15 protein-coding genes are annotated in these 13428 nt (G+C 58.7%); 4 read left to right on the forward strand and 11 right to left on the reverse strand.

Annotated features, from left to right (window positions below):
- Positions 1-17: 17 nt before the first annotated feature.
- Positions 18-1343, forward strand: a complete 1326-nt coding sequence (locus tag GTU76_RS13395; protein WP_016983762.1) for a sigma-54 dependent transcriptional regulator — start codon at positions 18-20, stop codon at positions 1341-1343.
- A 64-nt stretch (positions 1344-1407) separates the two neighbouring features.
- Here GTU76_RS13395 and GTU76_RS13400 read toward each other — a convergent pair whose 3' ends face one another.
- The 9 genes from GTU76_RS13400 to GTU76_RS13440 form a co-directional block, all read right to left on the reverse strand.
- Positions 1408-2715 (reverse strand): transporter, encoded by a 1308-nt coding sequence (locus GTU76_RS13400; protein WP_016983761.1) that lies wholly within the window; start codon positions 2713-2715, stop codon positions 1408-1410.
- A 45-nt stretch (positions 2716-2760) separates the two neighbouring features.
- Entirely contained in the window at positions 2761-3507 is a 747-nt protein-coding gene (locus tag GTU76_RS13405; RefSeq protein ID WP_016983760.1) for a hypothetical protein, read from the reverse strand.
- A 44-nt stretch (positions 3508-3551) separates the two neighbouring features.
- Entirely contained in the window at positions 3552-4232 is a 681-nt protein-coding gene (locus tag GTU76_RS13410) for a C39 family peptidase (RefSeq protein ID WP_016983759.1), read from the reverse strand.
- Positions 4233-4295: 63 nt separating this feature from the next.
- Complete coding sequence (locus GTU76_RS13415) at positions 4296-5303, reverse strand: hypothetical protein (RefSeq protein WP_016983758.1); 1008 nt, start codon at positions 5301-5303, stop codon at positions 4296-4298.
- Positions 5304-5377: 74 nt separating this feature from the next.
- On the reverse strand, positions 5378-5953 hold the full coding sequence (locus GTU76_RS13420) for a hypothetical protein (RefSeq protein WP_016983757.1): 576 nt from the start codon (positions 5951-5953) through the stop codon (positions 5378-5380).
- 1 nt (position 5954) lies between these two features.
- On the reverse strand, positions 5955-6404 hold the full coding sequence (locus tag GTU76_RS13425) for a hypothetical protein (RefSeq protein ID WP_175554260.1): 450 nt from the start codon (positions 6402-6404) through the stop codon (positions 5955-5957).
- Positions 6405-6761: 357 nt separating this feature from the next.
- Positions 6762-7286, reverse strand: a complete 525-nt coding sequence (locus GTU76_RS13430; RefSeq protein WP_016983755.1) for an AAA family ATPase — start codon at positions 7284-7286, stop codon at positions 6762-6764.
- On the reverse strand, positions 7283-7846 hold the full coding sequence (pnuC, locus tag GTU76_RS13435; protein ID WP_102900999.1) for a nicotinamide riboside transporter PnuC: 564 nt from the start codon (positions 7844-7846) through the stop codon (positions 7283-7285). Before pnuC ends, GTU76_RS13430 begins: the two co-directional genes overlap by 4 nt.
- Positions 7847-8094: 248 nt before the next feature.
- A complete protein-coding gene (locus tag GTU76_RS13440; RefSeq protein ID WP_180698806.1) occupies positions 8095-9729 on the reverse strand; it encodes a methyl-accepting chemotaxis protein in 1635 nt (544 codons plus the stop codon).
- Between the two features lie 305 nt (positions 9730-10034).
- Between GTU76_RS13440 and GTU76_RS13445 the strand changes: the two genes are divergently transcribed.
- Positions 10035-10865, forward strand: coding sequence for an undecaprenyl-diphosphate phosphatase (locus GTU76_RS13445; protein WP_180698807.1), 831 nt, complete (start codon positions 10035-10037; stop codon positions 10863-10865).
- Positions 10862-11293 carry a DUF1294 domain-containing protein gene (locus tag GTU76_RS13450; protein WP_180698808.1) on the forward strand — a complete coding sequence of 144 codons (432 nt, stop codon included), beginning with the start codon at positions 10862-10864 and terminating at the stop codon, positions 11291-11293. The genes GTU76_RS13445 and GTU76_RS13450 overlap by 4 nt, the downstream gene beginning before the upstream one ends.
- Before the next feature lie 118 nt (positions 11294-11411).
- Here GTU76_RS13450 and GTU76_RS13455 read toward each other — a convergent pair whose 3' ends face one another.
- Together GTU76_RS13455 and GTU76_RS13460 are read right to left on the reverse strand one after the other, a co-directional pair.
- Positions 11412-11771, reverse strand: a complete 360-nt coding sequence (locus tag GTU76_RS13455; protein WP_180698809.1) for an MmcQ/YjbR family DNA-binding protein — start codon at positions 11769-11771, stop codon at positions 11412-11414.
- Positions 11768-12676: a LysR substrate-binding domain-containing protein gene (locus GTU76_RS13460; protein ID WP_016984628.1), complete on the reverse strand. Its 909-nt coding sequence runs from the start codon at positions 12674-12676 to the stop codon at positions 11768-11770. The genes GTU76_RS13455 and GTU76_RS13460 overlap by 4 nt, the downstream gene beginning before the upstream one ends.
- 127 nt (positions 12677-12803) lie before the next feature.
- Here GTU76_RS13460 and GTU76_RS13465 point away from each other — a divergent pair, with 127 nt between their 5' ends.
- Positions 12804-13415, forward strand: coding sequence for an FMN-dependent NADH-azoreductase (locus tag GTU76_RS13465; RefSeq protein WP_016984629.1), 612 nt, complete (start codon positions 12804-12806; stop codon positions 13413-13415).
- Positions 13416-13428 lie beyond the last annotated feature (13 nt).

Genomic DNA, 13428 nt, shown 5'->3' on the forward strand with positions numbered 1-13428 from the left:
GGCGCCAAGGAACAGTCATGAGCGAAGCGCCTGCGTTACGACGTTTATTGGTGGTCGATCCGTGCGACGACTGCCACCGCTTATTGCCCGGATTACGCGCCGTAGGTTGGGATGTTGATAGCTGTACCCTGGAAAACGCCGCCGACCGCAGTTGTGATGTGGGCTTGCTGCGATTACAGCCGTTTCACCTCGAACGTCCCGAAGCCGTCAAGGAACTGATCAGCCGCAGTGGCACCGAGTGGATCGCCGTGCTCAATCAGGAAGTCCTGCGTTTACAAAACGTCGGTGATTTCGTCTGCGAATGGTTTTTCGATTTTCACACCTTGCCGTTCGATGTTTCGCGGGTGCAGGTCACCCTCGGTCGAGCGTTCGGCATGGCGCGTTTGCGCGGGCAGGGCACGATTCACGTCGATCAGCCCGAACATGAACTGCTCGGCGACAGCAAACCCATCCGCGAACTGCGCAAGTTGCTCAGCAAACTGGCTCCGACCGAATCGCCGGTGTTGATCCGTGGCGAAAGCGGCACCGGTAAAGAGCTGGTTGCGCGCACGTTGCATCGGCAATCCCAGCGTCACAGCAAACCGTTTGTGGCAATCAACTGTGGGGCGATTCCCGAGCATTTGATCCAATCCGAGCTGTTCGGCCACGAAAAGGGCGCCTTTACCGGCGCGCATCAGCGCAAGGTCGGGCGCATTGAAGCGGCCAATGGCGGCACGTTGTTCCTCGATGAAATCGGTGATCTGCCGCTGGAGTTGCAAGCCAATCTGTTGCGCTTCCTGCAGGAGAAACACATCGAACGCGTCGGCGGCAGTCAGCCGATTCCGGTGGACGTGCGGGTGCTGGCGGCGACCCACGTCGACCTTGAGGCGGCCATCGAGAAGAAGCGTTTTCGCGAAGACCTGTATTACCGGCTCAACGTGCTGCAAGTCGTCACCGCGCCGTTGCGTGAGCGCCATGGTGATTTATCGATGCTGGCCAACCACTTTTCCCACTTCTACAGCCATGAAACCGGTCGCCGCCCGCGCAGCTTCAGCGAAGACGCGCTGATTGCCATGGGCAAACATGACTGGCCGGGCAATGTCCGGGAACTGGCCAACCGTGTACGGCGCGGATTGGTGCTGGCCGAGGGTCGGCAGATCGAGGCCCGCGATCTGGGCTTGATCAGTCAGCACTCGATCGCCACACCGATGGGCACGCTGGAAGATTACAAAACCCGCGCCGAGCGCCAGGCACTGTGCGATGTGCTGAACCGGCACAGCGACAACCTCAGTGTTGCGGCGAAAGTGCTGGGCGTATCACGGCCGACGTTCTACCGTTTGCTCCACAAGCATCAGATCCGCTAGGGCGGGGAAACGCAAAAGGCCCGTTGCGAGGTGAGCGCAACGGGCCTTTTGCGTTTCCTGATGATTAGAAGTAGTACGGGAATTTCAGACTGAAGGAAAAGTCCGGGGCATCGTCGGTCAAACCGATCGACAAGTTCGGAACAATGGTCAGGTTGTCGGTGGCCGCGATGGTCATGCCGACGTTGAAGTAACCGGCGTTGGCGTCACTGGACACCACCGATTGCCAATCGCCGCCATCCTGTTTCAGCTTGCTTTTGCGCTGCACCAGATCAGACATCGAGAACGACATACTCATCTTCTCGTTCAGCGCAAACGCAATACCGGCGCCGATCTGGAAGCTGTCGCCGATCTTTACCTTGCCCGGGTTTTTCTGGTTGACCGTCGAGCTGATGTCGTCAAACGACTCCTCCAGGTTGTGGGTGTAGGACAAGCTGCCGAACAGCACCGCCGGGTCGAACGTCTTGACCAGCGAGATCCCCGGCGTGACCGACCAGACGCCGTTGCCGGTCGGCAGGGTGTCAGGCACGAACAGGTTGGAGTTGGCGTCGGTCTGGCGCAGCTTGATCCCGAACGGATCCTTGCCGGTGGGTGCCTTGACCCGCAAGGTGACGACCGCATCCGGCGTGTTGGCTGACTCATCGAGGAACTTGTAGGCGATGCCGAAGTTGACGTCGCCAATGGTTGGATCGCGTGTCACGTCCTGCTCGGTCGTGACGTTGGACGCCCCGCCGTTACCGCCGCCGGATTGATAAGTCGAATCGCGGTAGACCACGGGCACGTTCAGGTCGAACTGCCAGCGATTGTCGAAGTTGTAGCGGCCCGTGAGGTCGAGGGTCCAGGTATCGGCCTTGATCCGGTCAAGGTTGATGTTGCCGAGAAAAATCGAGTCCAGTGCCAGGAAGCCGTTGAGGATCAACTGACGGGTGTCGTAGCGCGAGTAGGTGATACCGGTTTCGAAGCTGAATTTGCCACCGCCGAAGAAACCACTGGCTTCGTCGTACAGGTTGGACACACTTTGTGCCGGTTGCGAATCATCTGCCAGCGATTGCCCGTAAGAAGCCCCACTACCTCCGGCTGCGCCCCCCGACGCTGCTGCGGCCCCGGTGCCGGTGGCCACTTTTGGATTGCCTTTGAGATCCGACGGCGACTTGGCCAACCGTTTCGGTTGCGGCGCCGCGGGTTGATCTTCGACCTGGCGAACCCGTTGTTCGAGTACCGCCAGGGCTTTTTGTTGTACTTCGTAACGTTGCTTCAGCTCCAGAAGTTCTTGTTTCAGGACTTCCACGTCGGCGTCCGGTGCCGCTTGCAGCATTGCTGCAGGTAGAAGAGTGCTCAAACAAACAGCGGCACGCAGTGATACTGATCGATACATGAATAAGCCGTCCCTTTAAGCCCAATGATCGAGACTCAGCGTAGTTCAATATCCAATATTGCGTAGCGCCCTGAGTTGCGTCAGGTTGCAATCCAGTGCGCCGGCACTCAGGCCGTTATTGTTCAGTACGACGTTGAGTTGAGTCATGTTATTGACCACGTTGGCACTGCCGAGCAGACGGGTGTTCTGCAGCAAGCCACCCTGGGCGACCTGCTGCAGGGCCGTTCCTTGATTGCCTGAGGCCTGAATGGCCATCTGTACGCCGCCTCCGCTTGCCGAGACTGCGACGCTGCCCGCCGCATTGCTGCCGCCGATGGTTTGCCCGGCCATCAGCGCCTGCCCTTGGGTGGGCACCAGTGCTGGCGCCTGACTGGCTTCTTTAACGTTGATGGCGACGTTGTTGTAGGCGGTATTGCTGTCACCCGCAGCGCGTACGCTCTGTGTTACGCCCTGGCTGCTGTCGAGACCGGCGCCACCGGTGATCGTGCCGGTACCCGTAGGAAGAGTGCTGCCGTTGCCGTGCTCCTTGATCGTTTGCACGTAGAATTCGGGTTTAACCGTTGCTGCCTGAAGTTGCATCGAGGTGGCTGCCCCGATCAGATCGCCACTGGCGTTGCGCCAGGTACTGCTCATGACAATGCCGAAGCTGATGATCCGCCCCGGCATGACATAACGACCACGTAACTCGGACAACTCCTTGTCCTGTATTTCTATAGGTTTGAATCCTGCATTGGCATAGCCTGACGCACTCGCTGCCAGGCAGGCGGCGGCCAGCCAGTATGAGGTTTTCATTTGCTGCTCCCGGGACATCCAGCCCCATTCTTTATAATCGGCGATTAAAAGAAGTCGCTCTGTATGAACCCGAAGTCCATCAATTCAGCATCTTTGACAGGGTTGAAGCCATCCAGCTTGTTCTTGGCGGTCAGCGGTACCGGAGGGCTGCGCAAGGCGTTGGCCTTGTCGTATCCGGGACCGACGATGGCGAAAACAATGCCGTTCCAACCTTTGACAAAGTCATCATGGGTGTAGCGTTTGTGACCTAAAACCGGGTCTCCGATGTAAACCCAATCCTTGTCTGCCCGCTGCAGAACCACGAAATGCTTGTAGCCGCGAATTTCCATCAGTACCACCACCGGAATAGTGACAGCGTCGAGCTTTTCCGTTGGAATCTTGTAACCCCTGGCGCGCATGCCGATGCTTTCTATGTAGCGCTTCATGTCCAGCATGGAAAACCCTTGAGTGCGAACAAGGTCCTGGTCAGCGTTGACCAGCATGCCTTTGATGATGTGCTCCTCATCGACGTCGAGCCAATAGGCCTGGCGTAACACCGTGGCCAGTGCAGCAGCGCCGCAGCTGAAATCGGTTTTCTGTTCGACGATGTCGGCAAACTTGCGCTCACGAATGCTTTGCACGTTTTTGTAGACGAGCGTGCCACCCGGCAGGGCAGCGACGGGCATCTGGGCGGCCTGAGTCAGGCCACAGACGCAAAGCAGGGCGAGGAGGGCAGTCTTACGCATGATCGATACGCCTTTGCGGACTGAGGAAAAGCCCCGTTTCCGGGGCTTTCGTTTCGATCGCGACTACAGGCAGGCTTTGCAACCTGCAGCGATGGACAGCGAGTTGCTTTGTTGGTTACCAACACCGGCGGCGTTGTTGTAACCAGCGTTGCCGGAGAAGTTGTTACCAACGTTGGAGATGTTTGCGTTGTTGGTCACAGGGTTTTTCCAGCCGTCTGGGGTCAGCACTTGTTGTGTGGTTACACCGGCGAGACCGAAGATGCCGACAGCTTCAAAGGTCGCTTTCTGATCTTTGCTGCCGCCGTTGCCGCCATGACCACGGTCGTTGTCGCCATAACCGCCACCACCATGGCCTTTGTCGCCTTCGATGGTCGCTTTGCCAGCTGCCGCGAATGCGCCAGCAGCGGTGAAGGTGCCTCTCAGAGTATCGGTTTTATAGGTTTGAGTGCCGTTGTTGGACACAGTCAACCCAGTGGAGCTTTGGTTGGCAGCGGCAGCGGCGTTAGCTACACGACCACCGGATACAGCAATGGCCAGGTTGTTTTTCTGTTGGTTGAAGTTGCCGGCACTGTTGTTCACACCGATGTTGCCGGAACCGCCGTTACCCACGTTGTTGAGGTTGGCATTGTTGGTTGTCGAGTAGTTGGCAACCGCGTTGTTGTTGTTGACCTGAGTCGCGCTGGAAACGGACACGGCAGTGCCGAAGATGAAGCTTTCGTCGGCAGTTGCGAGTGCAGCGGCGTTGTCTTGTTGGTTGCCATCGCCGGCGGTGTTGTTCATGCCGACGTTGCCGTTGGTGCCATTGGCCGAGTCGCGAACGGAGGCATCATTTTTGGTGCCTTGGTTGCCCACCAGGTTGCCATCGCTGTTCTGCGTGTCGAGTACGGCCGCACCAGCGCCGGCGCCGATTTGCAGAAGTTGTTCCAGGGTAGGGCCTTTTGGTTCATGGTTGCCATGACCGTTGCCGTGCCCGTTACCATGATCGTCATCACGACCGCCTGCCTGTGCTGCGATTGCCATCACTGCTGCAAGTGCGAAAACCAGTGGTTTGAGAGCCATTGTAGGTTTCATGGTGTTTCTCCATCGTGCTTATTAGTTGGTTAAGTGTTGGTACTTTCTAATTGCACTGCTTTTTTTTGTTTGGGTCAGTCAGCGACCCGGATGCTCAGGGTGTTAGCCATTCGGTTCCCCACCCCGGCACTCTGGTTCACCTGGATTACCCCGCGGCTGCCGGTGAAGGCCTGGTCACTTGTCGTGACCTGGCGACTGCCGGATGAGGTACCAGTTGCTCCTGAGCTCGGTAAAAGCGCCACGTTCTGTTGTGAAAGGGCACTGTCGTCAACGCTCTGCGGGGCAGCACTGATGCTGACGCGCGTGACGTTGGCCATCTGGTTGTTGGCCCCGGCGCCCTGGTTCACACCCAGGATTCCGTTGCCATTACTGAAAGCATTGCCGCCAATGGTTGCGCTGGCATTCGTCGAAGGATTGGCGGGTGTATCGATCGCTTGGCGAACATGGGTGGTGGCGCTGGCTGAGGTGCCAATGGCGATCGCCTTGGTGTTGGTCTGTTGCATCTGGTCGCCAGCGGCCTGGTTGACGTTGTAGTTGCCGCGGTACTGAATGCCGGTGTCCTGAATGTTCGCGTTGTTCACTGAGCTGGGGTCGGCCGCCATGGCACTGGCGCAGCCGAAGAGGGCAAGCAGGAGCAGGCAACGATTCATCTTATTGGCCTCCCGCCATGCGGGTCAGCGGCGCAAGGCCTGCGCCCATGGCGCGGTTGACGGTATTGGAGATGGAACCGCCGGCGCCGCCGCCGTGGCCGCTGCTCATGCCGGGCAGGCCGTTGGGATTGGTCAGGGTGTTCATGCCGGGCAGGTTCGCCGTCGGCGTGTTGATGTTGCCGCGGATCGAAGAGCCACTGGCTACGCTGGCAAACTCGCCGTCATTGAGCTCAGTGCTGCTCATCGCTTGATTGATGCGGCCTGAAGGGTTGGCATTGACGGTAGTTGGATAGGGGTCTTTACCGCCGCTACGACCGATAGGAATCGGCTGAACGTCGCGATTGAGGACGATCACGCCATTACCTTCTGCCTGCGCGTTGAAACTGATCAACGTACTGGCTGCTGATCCGATCAGCAGAAGGCAGGTCAAACCTTTTTGGATATTCCCCACGGCTGCAATTCCTTCTTCAGTGGGCTGGCCCTAGTCAGCGTTGTGAAGGAGAGAGCGAAAGCTGTGCCGCTTTTCAAATGTTGTTTGCTTTCAGATACTTGCAGAAACCAGGCGCGCACCTGATACACACGCTGTTTCATGGCTGATACACGCATGAGCGCGCCGATCTGTCTATTGGCTGAACAAAGCTCTGGAACGAGGGTTTGCGACGATGTGTTTCAACCGTGAAACAACGGCGATGACAAAACGGTGAACAGTGTTGAGACGGGCACTTTGCACCTCACACAGTGTTTCAGGATCGGACACTTTGCCCCCAAAACAGGGGAAATCCTTGGGGAAACTGACCCGTTGACCGGGTCACTCGGCCAGCAGTTGCTCGACCGCGGCAAAGGCCTGTAGTTGGCGTTCGGCCCAATTGCCCTGAATGATCAGAAAGCGCTGATGGTGGTTTTCCAGCCAGTTTTGCGTGGACTGGTAAAACGCCAGACGCTCGTCCAGATCAGGTTGGCAGCGCTGACCGTCATCGGTCCAGTCGACCTGTTCCGGGGACAAAAGAAGGTGCAGGTCGTAATGCCGTGCCAACAGCTCGGTTTCCAGCCAGCCCGGACAGTCTGCAAACAGCGTCTGGCTCCACAGTATGTTGCTCAGCAAATGGGTGTCGAGAATCAGCAGTGACGGCTGTTGCGCCCGAGCCTCATCCTCCCGTTGCAACTGGCCCCGAGCGATATCAGGGATATCGGCCAGACACGTATCACGTGGATTGAGCTCAATGAACCGACGCACGTACTCATCCACCCGCACGCCGCCAAAGCGTTGCTGCAGGCCCGCCGCCAGCCAGCTCTTGCCGGTGGATTCGGGGCCGGTCAGAACCACAACCTTCATGGGCGCAACGCCGGGTCGGCGCGCCATTCGCGATAGCCTTGCACCGCCAGCAGGGTGAACAGCCCGTACAGCGCAGCGGTCAGGTACAGCCCTTTATAGATGAACAACCCGACAAAAATCACATCGAGAACGAACCACAGCGCCCAGCATTGCAGGCGTTTCTGTGCCATCCACAGTTGCGCAACCAGGCTGAAACCGGTGAGCGCCGCATCGAGCCACGGTTGCGCGGCATCGGTCCAGTGGGCCATGGCCGCGCCGAGCAGCAGGCTGCCAACGGCACCTGCACCGAGGCCGATCAGGATAGAACGCTGATCGAGGCGGGTGACCTCACGGCCGTCATGCATCGTCCCGGCGCGGGTCCATTGCCACCAGCCGTAGACTTGCAGCGCGGCGTAGATCACTTGCAGCAACATGTCCGAGTACAGCTTCACTTCAAAGAAGATCCAGCTATAGAGCAGCACCATGACCAGCCCGATCGGCCAGCACCACGGATTCTGTTTGACCGTCAGCCACACGGCGATCACACCGAGGGCGGCGGCAAACAGTTCAAGCCCGGACATGGAGGTTCCTTGGGGGAGAGAAAGAAGGGGCGGATTGTACTGCATTGGGCCAAACCCCTCACCCTCTCCCGGTGGGAGAGGGGGCTGACCGAGTTGGATGTTCGAGATACGCCGACCTGATCTTTCTGCGTTGAATCCATAATCGACTCGATTTTTCAGGTCGACGTATAGCTTGATACACCTCGGTCAGCCCCCTCTCCTCGGGGAGAGGGCTGGGGTGAGGGGTGGGCTCACCACAGTTACACGGGTCAGACGCGGAACTGGCGCAGGAGGCCGTTGAGTTGCTCGCTCAATTGACCAAGGCGCAGACTGGCCGCGCTCGACTGTTCGGCCGCGATCGCCGTACTGTGCGAGAGGCCGGCCGCTTGGGTGACGTTCTGATTGATGTCCTCGACCACATGCGCCTGCTGCAAGGTGGCGCTGGCAATCGACGCATTCAGACCATTGAGATTGCGCAACGCTTGGCCAATAGCATTCAGACTGGCGCCGGCCAGTCCCGCCTGTTCGATGGTCAATTGCGACGCTTTGCTGCTGTCGCCGATTACCTTCACGGCGGCTTCGGAATGGTTCTGCAAGCGTTCGATCATCGACTGGATTTCCGCAGTCGATTTCTGGGTGCGCTGCGCCAACAAGCGCACTTCGTCCGCCACCACGGCAAAGCCGCGACCTTGCTCACCGGCCCGCGCCGCTTCGATCGCTGCGTTGAGGGCGAGCAGGTTGGTCTGCTCGGCAATCGAGCGGATCACTTCCAGCACACTGCCGATCTGCGTGCTTTCGGCCGCCAGGGTGCGAATCACTTCAACCGCTTGATCAATGGTCCCGGACAGCTTGTCGATCTGTTGCAAGCTGCCATCGATATTGATCTGGCCCTGTTGCGCCTGCGCTTCGGCGTCACGCATTTCGGCGGCGGCATGCTCGGCGTTCTTCGCCACGTCCTGCACGCCATAGGTCACTTCGTTGATCGCCGTGGCCACCAGTTCCATTTGCTGCGATTGCTGCTGGCTGCGTTGCTGGGCCTGGGAGGCATCGTTGCCCAGTTCGCTGGACGACTGGCCAAGGGCACTGGCCGACACCTGCAAGTCACCGATCACCCCGCGCAGTTTGGCGGTGAACGCGTTGAAGTGATGCGCCAGTTCAGTGACTTCATCCTTGCCATGGGTATCGAGGCTACGGGTCAGGTCGCTCTCGCCACTGGCGATGTTGGCCATGGCGTTCACGGTTTCCTGTAGCGGGCGGACGATGCTGCGCGCGATCAGGATCACCAGCAACGCCATGATCAGCGCAATCGCCAGGCCGATGACCGTGGCCTTGATCACTTGGCCCTGGAACTCAGCCTGCACATCGTCGACGTAAACCCCGGAGCCGAGCACCCAGCCCCACGGTTCGAACAATTTGACGTAGGAAGTCTTGGCCACCGGCTCACTGGCGCCCGGTTTTGGCCAGCGATAGTCGACCATGCCGGCGCCCTTGGATCGGGCGATGGCAACCATTTCGTTGAACACCGCAAAGCCGTCCGGATCACGGATCGCCGACAGGTTCTGGCCTTCGAGTTTCGGGTTGGTCGGGTGCATGACCATCACGGGCGTGAGGTCGTTGATCCAGAAGTAGTCGCTCTGGTCGTAGCGCAAGCCGCGAATTGCCGTCAGCGCCTGTTTCTGCGCGGCGTCTTTGCTCAGGGTTCCGGCGGTTTCGAGGTCGTGGTAATAGGTCAGCAGGCCGCTGGCCGTCTGCACCACGTGCTGGGTTTTTTGGGCCTTGGCGTGATACAGGTCATCGTGGATCTGCTTGAGCATCAACACGCCCAAGGTCAGCAACATGACCACCGCCACAATCAAGATGAGCCACAAGCGTCGGCTGATCGACACACTGCGCAAGCTGTTCATAACGCTGTCACTCCGGATTCTTTTTCTTGTAATAAACGACCGCCAGCATCCAACCACGATTTCGTGAGCGGGCATACGCGACCCAAGTCGTATAACGCGGCAGCGCTATTAAGGCTTGTCTGTTAGGATTTCGGCCCCGCGCGTGAAAACCTGAATCCAAATTGATATTTCACGGAATTTTGACCGTTTCGTGTGGATCCTGTGCGCGCGGAATCGGTACAGCCATAACCAGCTACGCTGATCGCAGTGAACGCTAGAAAAATACTATCGGGGCATGCCGGCGCGCATCGCTCTTTGGGGGATTGATGGATCTTTGGACGGCCTTGCAGGCACTGATACTAGGAGTTGTAGAGGGGCTGACGGAGTTTTTGCCCATTTCCAGTACCGGACACCAGATCATTGTTGCCGACTTGCTGAATTTCGGCGGCGAAAGGGCCATGGCGTTCAATATCATCATCCAGCTCGGCGCGATCCTCGCGGTGGTCTGGGAGTTTCGGCGCAAGATTCTCGACGTGGTCATCGGTTTACCGACCCAGCCGAGTGCCCGGCGTTTTACCGCCAACCTGCTGATCGCTTTTGTACCGGCGGTGGTGTTGGGGGTGATCTTTGCCGACCTGATTCACCAGTACCTGTTCAACCCGATTACCGTCGCGACCGCGCTGGTGGTGGGCGGCATCATCATGTTGTGGGCGGAAAAGCGTCAGCATGAAGTGCACGCAGAAACGGTTGACGAGATCACTTGGAAAGACGCCCTTAAGGTCGGCTTCGCGCAGTGTCTGGCGATGATTCCCGGCACCTCGCGTTCCGGCTCAACGATCATTGGCGGCTTGCTGTTCGGCCTGTCGCGCAAGACCGCCACCGAGTTTTCGTTCTTTCTCGCGATGCCGACCATGGTCGGTGCGGCGGTCTACTCGGGCTACAAGTATCGCCACCTGTTTGTGCCAGCGGACTTTCCGGTGTTTGCCATCGGTTTCGTCACCGCGTTCATCTTCGCCATGATCGCCGTGCGCGGCTTGCTCAAGTTCATCGCCAGCCACAGCTACGCGGCGTTCGCCTGGTATCGGATCGTGTTTGGTCTGGTCATTCTGGCGACGTGGCAGTTTGGCTGGATCGATTGGGCGGCAGCCAAGCCATGAGTGATTCCCGTGCACGCCGGCCGGAAGGGAGGCCTTCCGGTGGCAACAACATCCAGCATCTGAAGCTGAAACTTGTGGTTCTGCTGGTCGTCTGCGCGCTGCCGCTGTTCGGCTCTGTATCGATGTGGCTGCGCGGGATCTCGCTGGTGCCGCTGACCGCTTATGGCTTGGTCAGCGTGCTGGCGTTCTTCATGTATTGGGCCGACAAACGCAAGGCGCGCGCTGATGCCTGGCGCACGCCGGAGAACATCCTGCATGCCGTCGAACTGGCTGGCGGCTGGCCGGGCGCGTTGATCGCCCAGCAGGTGTTCCGGCACAAGACGCGCAAGGTGTCGTTTCAGATTCTGTTCTGGGTGATTGTGCTGCTGCATCAGGTGTTCTGGATCGACCAGCTGTTTCTCGGCTCGAATCTGCTGGCACTGTTCTGAATACACCGCAATTCCCTATGTAGGAGCTGCCGAAGGCTGCGATCTTTTGATCTTGCTTTTAAAAGATCAAAGTCAAAAGATCGCAGCCTTCGGCAGCTCCTACACAGGGGAATCGGGTTTACAGCAATAAACCGATTTGGGTCTTTTTCGGCAACTTGCTAACCACCAGTTGATGCGAGCGCTGCAGCAACCCCAGCAACTCCTCAGCAGCCAACGGGTAGGGCGGATGCATGATGATCCACTGCGCCCGCGCCAGATACGGCGCCGGATGAATGCCCGGGCGGTCGCAATGGCCGAGAAACAGATCCTTGTCGACCTTGAATGCCAGCGAATCCCCACGCAGCCCCTGCAAGGCAAACATCTTGTTGCCGGCAATCGAAAACACTCGCACGCCACCCCATTTGTAATCTTCCCGAGCGCCCGGCAATGCCAGGCAGAACGCCGCCACGTCGGCTTCGTTCATCTTCCCTTTGCTCATAACAACCGCTCCCCACAGGCATTGAACGACTCGACCAGATGATCGATCCACGCGCGCACCGCCGGCATCACTCCGCGCCGATGCGGATACACCGCTTGCAGCCAGCCGCCGGGCAGCGACCACTCTGGCAGCAATTGCACCAGCGTGCCGTTTCTCAGTTCTTCTTCGCAGTACATCATCGGCAGCAAGGTAAATCCCTGACCGGCCAGCACGCAGGCTTTGCGCACAATAAAGTCATCGATGCCCAAGCGCGCTTCCATGTTCAACTCAAAGCTTTCACCCTGTTGATCAAGCAGGCGCACATGCACCATACGATCAGCTTCCAGAGCACCGAGCACCGGCAGATTTTTCAGGTCTTGCGGATGGTTGATCGATTGCTCCTGTACAAAACCCGGACTGGCGACCACGACCATTTGCGCCTGGCGCAAGCGCCGAGTCACCAGCAAGGGATCTTCGTCACCGTGTTCACGCACCCGCAGCGCCACATCAAAGCCTTCGCCGACCAGGTCGACCCGGCGATTGAGCAAGACGACTTCCAGCTGCACCTGAGGAAATTTTCCAAGGAACTCGCTGATGACCCACGGCAACATTTCCCGTGCCAGACCGGTAGGGCAGGAGACCCGCAGGCGGCCACGCGGCTCGCTGGACATGCTCGCCACCGCCTCATCGGCCATTTCCGCTTCCAGCAACATGGCCTGGCAGTGACGCAGATAGCGCTCACCCACCGCCGTGAGGTTGAGTTGCCGGGTGGTGCGTTGCAGCAAACGCGCGCCGAGGCGTTCTTCCAGTTCGGCAATACGCCGCGACAGCCGTGACTTGGGAATGCCCAGCAAGCGCCCGGCCGCGGCAAAACCGCCGGCCTCGACGACTTTGGCGAAATAGTAGAGATCGTTGAGGTCTTGCATCGGAAAATCCAACTGTTCTATCAGTGGGACAAACTATCGCATTTCAGGCGGCTAATCATCCATTGGTTTCTTGCGTAGGATTGTCTCCATTCCGTCGCCACCGGCGATTCCTTCCAGGAGATTCCACATGAAACTGCTGCATATCGATTCGAGCATTCTGGGCGACAATTCGGCTTCCCGTCAGTTGAGCGGCGAAGTCGTCAAAGCCTGGCAAGCCGCCGAGCCAAGCGCTGTGGTGACCTACCGTGACCTGGCCGCCGACGCCATCAGCCACTTCTCGTCGACCACGCTGGTCGCCGCCGGCACCACCGCTGAACTGCGCAACGCCGCACAGCAGCACGAAGCCGATCTGAGTGCTTCGACTTTGGCCGAATTCATCGCTGCCGACGCCGTCGTCATCGCCGCACCCATGTACAACTTCACTGTACCGACCCAACTCAAAGCGTGGATCGATCGCGTTGCGGTTGCCGGCCAGACCTTCCGCTACACCGAAGCCGGCCCTGAAGGCCTGTGCGGTGGCAAGAAAGTGGTGATCGTTTCCACCTCGGGTGGCATCCACGCTGGCCAGGCCAGCGGCATCGCTCACGAAGAATACCTGAAGCTGGTTCTGGGCTTCCTCGGCATCACCGACATCGAAATCGTCCGTGCCGAAGGCCTGGCGTATGGCGAAGAAGTACGCAACAACGCCATGACCGCTGCCCAGGCAAAAATCAGCGAGCAACTGTTCGCCGCAGCGTAAGGCTTGCGTAAAG

This window comes from Pseudomonas crudilactis, assembly GCF_013433315.1.
Lineage (GTDB): Bacteria > Pseudomonadota > Gammaproteobacteria > Pseudomonadales > Pseudomonadaceae > Aquipseudomonas > Aquipseudomonas crudilactis.

Bases quoted from the DNA above. Each gene is read 5' to 3' on its own strand.
- GTU76_RS13395 (WP_016983762.1), top strand. From the start codon at position 18: ATGAGCGAAGCGCCTGCGTTACGACGTTTATTGGTGGTCGATCCGTGC.
- GTU76_RS13400 (WP_016983761.1), bottom strand. From the start codon at position 2,715: ATGTATCGATCAGTATCACTGCGTGCCGCTGTTTGTTTGAGCACTCTT.
- GTU76_RS13405 (WP_016983760.1), bottom strand. From the start codon at position 3,507: ATGAAAACCTCATACTGGCTGGCCGCCGCCTGCCTGGCAGCGAGTGCG.
- GTU76_RS13410 (WP_016983759.1), bottom strand. From the start codon at position 4,232: ATGCGTAAGACTGCCCTCCTCGCCCTGCTTTGCGTCTGTGGCCTGACT.
- GTU76_RS13415 (WP_016983758.1), bottom strand. From the start codon at position 5,303: ATGAAACCTACAATGGCTCTCAAACCACTGGTTTTCGCACTTGCAGCA.
- GTU76_RS13420 (WP_016983757.1), bottom strand. From the start codon at position 5,953: ATGAATCGTTGCCTGCTCCTGCTTGCCCTCTTCGGCTGCGCCAGTGCC.
- GTU76_RS13430 (WP_016983755.1), bottom strand. From the start codon at position 7,286: ATGAAGGTTGTGGTTCTGACCGGCCCCGAATCCACCGGCAAGAGCTGG.
- pnuC (WP_102900999.1), bottom strand. From the start codon at position 7,846: ATGTCCGGGCTTGAACTGTTTGCCGCCGCCCTCGGTGTGATCGCCGTG.
- GTU76_RS13440 (WP_180698806.1), bottom strand. From the start codon at position 9,729: ATGAACAGCTTGCGCAGTGTGTCGATCAGCCGACGCTTGTGGCTCATC.
- GTU76_RS13445 (WP_180698807.1), top strand. From the start codon at position 10,035: ATGGATCTTTGGACGGCCTTGCAGGCACTGATACTAGGAGTTGTAGAG.
- GTU76_RS13450 (WP_180698808.1), top strand. From the start codon at position 10,862: ATGAGTGATTCCCGTGCACGCCGGCCGGAAGGGAGGCCTTCCGGTGGC.
- GTU76_RS13455 (WP_180698809.1), bottom strand. From the start codon at position 11,771: ATGAGCAAAGGGAAGATGAACGAAGCCGACGTGGCGGCGTTCTGCCTG.
- GTU76_RS13460 (WP_016984628.1), bottom strand. From the start codon at position 12,676: ATGCAAGACCTCAACGATCTCTACTATTTCGCCAAAGTCGTCGAGGCC.
- GTU76_RS13465 (WP_016984629.1), top strand. From the start codon at position 12,804: ATGAAACTGCTGCATATCGATTCGAGCATTCTGGGCGACAATTCGGCT.